4 protein-coding genes are annotated in these 5868 nt (G+C 72.3%); 2 read left to right on the top strand and 2 right to left on the bottom strand.

Annotation, left to right across the window (positions count from 1 at the left end):
* Together QR77_RS37065 and QR77_RS37070 are read right to left on the bottom strand one after the other, a co-directional pair.
* On the bottom strand, positions 1–1156 hold a 1156-nt coding region (locus QR77_RS37065; RefSeq protein ID WP_063798125.1), incomplete at its 3' end, for a LacI family DNA-binding transcriptional regulator.
* Positions 1157–1205: 49 nt separating this feature from the next.
* On the bottom strand, positions 1206–3650 hold the full coding sequence (locus QR77_RS37070; RefSeq protein WP_052489347.1) for a glycoside hydrolase family 3 C-terminal domain-containing protein: 2445 nt from the start codon (positions 3648–3650) through the stop codon (positions 1206–1208).
* Between the two features lie 237 nt (positions 3651–3887).
* On the opposite strand from QR77_RS37070, the gene QR77_RS37075 reads away from it, so the two are divergent.
* Together QR77_RS37075 and QR77_RS37080 are read left to right on the top strand one after the other, a co-directional pair.
* Entirely contained in the window at positions 3888–5219 is a 1332-nt protein-coding gene (locus QR77_RS37075) for a transglycosylase family protein (RefSeq protein ID WP_040026366.1), read from the top strand.
* Positions 5220–5359: 140 nt separating this feature from the next.
* Entirely contained in the window at positions 5360–5725 is a 366-nt protein-coding gene (locus QR77_RS37080) for a hypothetical protein (protein WP_040026367.1), read from the top strand.
* Positions 5726–5868: the final 143 nt, after the last annotated feature.

Raw genomic sequence — 5868 nt, forward strand, 5'->3', positions numbered from 1 at the left:
CCGGCAGGTCCTGTCCCGCCAGTCGTGCGATCAGCAGCCGGGCCATCTCCGCGGCCATGCTCTCCACCGGCTGGCGGACCGTGGTGAGCGGCGGACGGCAGGCGGCGGCAGCGCTGCTGTCGTCGAAGCCGATCACGGCGACATCCTCGGGCACCCGCCTGCCGTGCTCACGCAGCACATGACAGGCGCCCACCGCCATCAGGTCGTTGGCCGCGAACACCCCGTCCAGATCCGGGTGTTCGGCGAGCAGCCGCGCCATGGCCGCCTCACCGCTCTCCTGGGTGAACTCGCCGCCGGCGACCGGGACATCACGGTGGCCGCGCCGCGCCATGGTGTCGCGGAAGCCGGTGAGCCGGTCAGCGGCGGCGGGCACGTCGAGCGGGCCGCTGATCGTGGCGATACGGCGGCAGCCGCGGGCCAGCAGATGCTCGGCGGCGAGCCGGGCGCCGTCCTGGTGGGCGAGGTCCACATAACTGATGCCCACGGGCCGCGAGGGGCGCGCGTACAGCACGGCGGGCACCCCCGCCTCCGTGATCAGACCCGGCAGCGGGTCCTCGGCGTGGGTCGAGACGACGAGGGCGCCGTCGGCGTTCCCCCTGCGCAGGTACGACACGACCTCGTCGCGGGCGCGGGAGGTCTCGGCGAACATCAGCACGGGGTACATGCCGCGCGGGCGAAGGTAGTTGACGACGCCGGTCACCACCCGGCCGAAGAACGGGTCGGCGAAGACCTGCGCGGTGAAGGAGCCGCCGGCGTCGGCCCCTGGGACCTCCGCCCTGTTACCGCTGCTCTCCGGGACGGTCGGCTCGCTCGACGCGGTCGGGGGCGCGGGGTCGCCGGGGTCCGTGGGGTCGGCCGGGTCTGTCGGGTCGGCGGGGTCCGTCGGGTCGGCCGGTTCGCCCGGGGCCGGGTCGTCTCCGGCGCCGGAGACCACGAGGGCAATGGCGTCCGCGCGGCGGGTGACCAGCGAACGGGCCGCCCGGTTCGGTGCGTAGCCGGTGGCGGCGACCGCCTTGCGCACCGCTTCCTGGATCACCGGATCGACGTTGCGTACGCCGTTGACGACACGCGAGACGGTGGCACGCGAGACACCGGCCGCCTTCGCCACATCCTCCAGGGTGGGCGCGGCCGCCGAGGGTCGGGGATCTTCCGTCATGACCGCATTTATAGCAGGAGGGGAGAGCGCTCTCCGTGGTCGCCCCTGCTCAGCACGTGGGTGGAGCGGCCAGGTTGACGACGGCCTCCAGGGGAAGATCGCCCGCCGAACGGCCGCCCAGCAGGGTGAAATCGCCGGGTTCGCTCTCCCAACTGTGCGACAGCGCCGACCAGTGGGCCAACGCGCGCGCCCCCACCCGTACGACGGCGACGGCGTCCTGCCCGGGGTCGGCGGTGACCGCCGTATGGCCGACGAGCATGCGCACCGGGCGCTCAACTGCTGTGTCGGCCCTGGCCAGATAGAGCTGAACGACCTCACGACCGCGCCGGGCACCCGTGTTGCGTACCCGGACACGCACCTCGAAGGGCTCGCCGGCGCGCACCGTACCCGGCGCCTGGATCGCGTTGTACGACCAACTCGTGTAGCCGAGACCGTGACCGAACCAGTGGGCCGGGGCCGTGCCCGAACGGAGCCAGGCGCGGTAGCCGATGTGCGGGCCCTCGTCGTACCGCAGCACGCCGTCGGTGGGACGGGTACGCAGAACGGGTACGTCCTCGGCCGCCGCCGGCCAGGTGGTGGGCAGTCTGCCGCCCGGCTCCGCCCGCCCGAACAGCACGTCGGCCAGGCCGTGTCCGGCCTCCTGCCCGGGGAACCAGGCCAGCAGCAGTGCCGGAACCCGCGCGAGCCAGGGCAGGGTGACGGGTCCGCCCGCGTTCACCACGACGACCGTACGCGGATCGGCCTCGGCGACGGCCCGTACCAACGCGTCCTGCCCGTCCGGCAGCGCGAGGGTGTCCCGGTCGCGTCCCTCCGACTCGCTCTCCTCCGTGGTGCCGACGACGACGATCGTGGCGTCGGAGGTACGGGCGGCCTGCACGGCGGCGGCCAGCGCGGCTGTCTGGTCACCGGGGGGCGGGGCCGCTGCCAGGAAAGTGGCCACGCCGGTCCCCGGGGCGAGCCCGCGTGTGACGGTGACCTCGACCTCCTGCCCGGCGCGCAGGTCCGTCTCCACGCGGTGGTAGGGCGGTGCGACATGGACCCGGGTCGGGTCGTCGGAGTCCAGCGGGAAGGTGCCCTCCAGCAGGATCCGCCCGTCCACGGACAGCGAGATCGGACCCCAGCCGCCGACGGCGAGCGTCCAACAGCCCCCGGTGGGCGGCCGGATGAGGGCGCGGAGTTCGACGGTGCTCGCCCCGGTCACTCGGGCGGGCTCCACGATCCGCCCCGACAGCCGGTGCTCGGCGTGGAGTTCGTCGCCCGATGCGTTCAAGAGTCGTACGAGCAAGCCCGGTTCGCCGTCACGCGGATCCCGGCACCAGGAGGGGTCCAGCGGGCGCGGCAGCCCGGACGGAGGCAGGCCGGGGGTGTGGGTCACGGCGGCGATCCCGCGCAAGGCGTCCGCGATGCCCTCCAGCGGGGAGACCGCGGAGGCCGGGAAGACCTCGGCGCTGCCGCCGCCCTGGATCCGTACCGCCGTGGCATGCGGGCCGATGACGGCGACGGAACGCAGCACCCCCGGGTCCAGCGGCAGCACCTGGTTCTCGTTGCGCAGCAGCACGGTGCCGGCCGCGACCGCCCGGCGCAGCAACCGCCGCTGTGCGGACGGGCCTTGCGCGGGACGCTTCACCTGGACCGGCTCGCCGAGGGCGCCCACGCGAGAGGCGAGGCGCAGCAGTCTGCGTACCTTGTCGTCGACCGCCTCCAGCGGCACCAGGCCCGCCTGTACTGCGCCGAGCAGCCCATCGGCCCAGGGGCCCTCAGGGCCGGGCATCGCCAAGTCCTGGGCGGAGCGCGCCGTGTCGAGGAGGGAGCGCACCGCGCCCCAGTCGGAGACGACGGGCCCGGTGAACCCCCAGTCCTCCTTGAGCGGCCGGGAGAGCAGCGAACCCGCCGACATGGTCACGCCGTTGACCCGGTTGTACGCGGACATGACGGCCAGCACCCCGGCCTCCACCGCCGCCTCGAAGGGGGCGAGATACACCTCGTGCAGGGTCTGTTCGTCGATTTCCACGTCGACCGTGAGCCGGTCGGTCTCCGCGTCGTTGCCGACGAAGTGTTTGGCCGTTGCGGCGACCCCGCCGGCCTGGATCCCCGCGATGAGGGCGGCGCCCGTACGGCCGGTGAGCAGCGGGTCCTCGGAGAAGCACTCGAAGTGCCTGCCACCCAGCGGCGACCGGTGCAGATTGAGGGTGGGGGCGAGAAGGACGTCGACGCCCTTGCGCCTCGCCTCGGCGGCGAGCAACCCGCCGAGTTCGGCGACGAGTTCGTCGTCCCAGGCGGCGGCGAGCGCGGTGGGGGAGGGCAGTACGAGCGAGGTGCGCCGCTCGTCCCACGTGTCTCCGCGTACCCCTGCGGGACCGTCGGACAGGGTGAGCGGACGGAGCCCGACGGCGGGCTCCGCGTGGGTACTCCACGTACTGGCGCCCGTCAACAGACGTGTCTTCTGGCGGGTGTCCAGCTTCCCCAGCAGAAGATCGATCTCGTCGTCATTCATGCCTGCCCCCTTCGCGCGGCGGCCGGAGAGCGCTCTCCCGTTGCCTCGGGCCAAGAGTCTCCGGAGAATGTCGGAGCTGTCAATGGGGACTCTTGTCGCAGCTCGGAGCGGGTCCCCGGCAGCGTTGCGTGGTCGGAGACGAGCAGAAAGTAGTGGAGGCCCTTGTCCCGCTCCGCGCGCACCCTCTAGGTTGACCCATTGCGACGTGTCCTACTTTGCCGATGGGGGAGCCACGCCATGGCCGCGAACGGTCGGCACCGCCGATACCAGCCCAGCCGTATCAACCGCGCGTCACTGACCGTCACGGCGGGCGGTGCGGGAATGGCCTTGCCGCTCATCGGCGCCGGACTGGCGCACGCGGCGCCCGGGGACGTCTGGGAGAAGGTCGCGGCCTGCGAGTCGACCAACAACTGGCAGATCAATTCGGGCAACGGCTATTACGGCGGGCTCCAGTTCACCCAGTCCACCTGGGAGGCCTACGGCGGCGGGAGCTACGCGCCGCGCGCGGATCTCGCCACCAAGGACCAGCAGATCGCGGTCGCCGAGAAGGTGCTCAAGGGGCAGGGCCCCGGGGCGTGGCCCGCCTGCTCGGTCAAGGCGGGTCTGACCCGAGGCGGTGACGCGCCGGGGACGGGGAACGCGTCGAGGGCCGGGAACGCGGGGACGGCCGGGAACGCGTCGGTGTCCGGGAACGCGTCGATGTCCGGGAACGCGCCCGTGACCGACTCCGTGGGCACGAAACAGATCGCCACGAAGAAGGCCGCGTCCCCGACCACCGTGCCGGGCCAGCGCGAGGCTTACACCGTGGCCCGTGGGGACTCCCTCTCCGAGATCGCGGTCGACGAGCAGGTCAAGGGCGGCTGGCACCGCCTGTACGAGGAGAACCGCGGGGTCGTGGGCGCCGACCCCGACCTGATCTTCCCGGGACAGAAACTGGTACTGCGCGTCCAGGCACCGGCGAAGGGGGGCCCGGCGCCGGCGGCGAAGAAGGCCGAGCAGTCCAAGCAGGTGGAGAAGCCGAAGCAGGTCGAGAAGCCCAAGCAGGTCGAGAAGCCCAAGCAGGCGGAGAAGCCCAAGCAGGCGGCGCCCAAGCCGGCAGCTCACACCGCGAAGCCGAAGCCCGCCGCGCACAAGCCGGCGCCACACACCGAGAAGCCGAAGTCGAGCGGCGCCACCGCCCCGGTCTCGGCGTCGATCGGCACTCCGTACCACCGGTCCGGCTCCTCCTGGTCGAGCGGCTACCACACCGGCGTCGACTTCCTCGTCCCCACGGGCACGTCGGTGAAGGCTGTCGAGGCCGGCCATGTCGTCTCGGCGGGCTGGGGCGGTTCGTACGGCTACCAGGTCGTCATCCGGCACTCGGACGGCAAGTACAGCCAGTACGCGCACCTCTCCGCGCTCAACGTCCACGTGGGCCAGAAGGTCAACACCGGCCAGCGGATCGCGAGATCGGGCTCAACGGGCAACGTCACGGGCCCGCACCTGCACTTCGAGATGCGTACGGGCCCCGAATACGGCAGCGACATCGACCCGTTGGCCTACCTGCGGTCGATGGGCGTCCACGTCTGACGGACGGGCGGCTCGGGGGCGCGGCTCGGGGGGCGTGGCTCTGAGGCGTGGTTCTGGGGCGTGGTTGGGGTGGGCCGGTGGCCTGGGGCTGGTGACCCGTGGCCGGTGACCTGAGGTGGAGACGGCCTAGGGTTTCGCGCATGAGCGACGGTGTGTACGTGGGTAATGCGGGGCAGGACGCGGTACTTGACCGTGGGTGGCTCCTCGGGCACTTCAAGGACGTCGGCGACCCACGCCACAGCGAGGCCGTGGAGATCAAATGGGGCGTTCATCCGCGCGGTGACGAGCGGGCCCGGTGGGTGAGCGGCGAGGAGCGGACCGCTCTCCTGGTGCTCATCAGCGGCCGCTTTCGCGTCGAACTCCCCGGCCGCAGCGTTCTCCTGGAGCAGCAGGGCGACTACGTCGTGTGGGGGCGCGGGGTCGACCACTCCTGGTTCGCGGAGGAGGAGTCGGTGGTGTTGACAGTCCGCTGGCCGTCAGTGGGCGGTTATGCGGCTGCGCCGTAGGGTCCGGCTGGTGTGTTGGGCGGGTGTGGTGGGCGCCGATGGACGCAGGACAGCCCTTGGCTGATGGTCGATCGGGCGGGGTGGGGGTTGTTTTGGGGTGCGGGTTCGGGCGGGTTGTCGGGGTGGGCCGGGTCCGTGGTGGT

It is taken from the genome of Streptomyces sp. 150FB, assembly GCF_000818195.1.
Classification (GTDB): domain Bacteria; phylum Actinomycetota; class Actinomycetes; order Streptomycetales; family Streptomycetaceae; genus Streptomyces.